This window comes from Streptomyces hygroscopicus subsp. hygroscopicus, from assembly GCF_001553455.1.
Taxonomy (GTDB): Bacteria; Actinomycetota; Actinomycetes; order Streptomycetales; family Streptomycetaceae; genus Streptomyces; species Streptomyces hygroscopicus.
The window spans coordinates 1-1,047 of record NZ_BBOX01000644.1 but is presented as its reverse complement, the minus strand read 5'-3'; the positions used below and the strand labels follow the sequence as shown (position 1 = coordinate 1,047).

The 1,047-nt window shown below is 74.1% G+C and carries 1 protein-coding gene; it reads right to left on the bottom strand.

Translation table 11 applies throughout. The features are described from left to right. On the bottom strand, positions 1-1,047 hold a 1,047-nt coding region (locus AXW62_RS39610; protein ID WP_174556491.1), incomplete at both ends, for a polyketide synthase dehydratase domain-containing protein.

The following is a 1,047-nucleotide window of genomic DNA, read 5'->3' as shown; positions in this document are numbered from 1 at the left end:
ACCGCCGCCCGCAGCTGATCGACGCCGGCGGGCCGCATCACCACGGAGTCGACGGTCAGCACGGGGGCGCCGACGGGGTCCGCCACCGTCAGCCGCAGCGCGCGTTCGCCCTCGGCGCTCTCCTGGTGGGCAGAGAGCCGAATCCGGACCGTGGTCGCCCCGGCGGCCCACAAGGTCACACCGTTCCAGGCGAACGGCAGCCACACCCGGCCGTCGGTGGGTTCGGGGCCGGTTCCGGTGCCGTCCGTGTCGAGGTGGCCGATCAGCAGTGCGGGGTGCAGTGCCGCGTCCAGCAGTGCCGGATGGATACCGAATCCGGTCTGCTCTCCGGCGGCCTCGGGCAGAACCACCTCGGCGTACACATCCGCCCCGTCCCGCCATACGGCCCGCAGCCCCTGGAACGACGGCCCGTAGGCATACCCGGAGGCCGCGGCCCGGTCGTAGAACCCCTCGACGCCGAGCGGTGTCGCACCGGCCGGAGGCCACGTCCCGCCGAGTCCCCATGCCTCGTCGGAACGGTCCGCGGCCGGGCTCAGCACGCCCTCCGCATGGCACACCCACTCCGTGGCGGAGTCCCCCTCGGGGACGGAATTCCCCTCGGCGGCGGAGCCCTCCTCGGCGGCAGGGCGGGAGTACACCCGCACCTCGCGACGCCCGTCCCCGGCGGCCCCGCCCACCACGACCTGCGTCCGCAGCCCGCCCGACGGCGGCAGGACCAGAGGTGTCCGCAGCGCCAGTTCCTCGATGCCGCCGCAGCCGACCTCGTCGGCCGCCCGCAAGGCCCACTCGGCCAGTGCGGCCCCCGGGACCAGCACCGCGTCCGCGACCACATGCTCACCGAGCCACGTCCGCGTACGCGCCGAAATCCGGCCGGTCAGCAGATGGCCACTCCCGTCGGCGAGTTCGACGGCGGCGCCCAGCAGCGGATGGTCCGCAGCGACCAGCCCGAGATCGGTGGGGTCGGCACCCCGGCCGCTGAGTCCGTCGATCCAGTAGCTCTGGTGTTGGAAGGCGTAGGTGGGCAGGTCGACGGTACGGGGAGTGGGA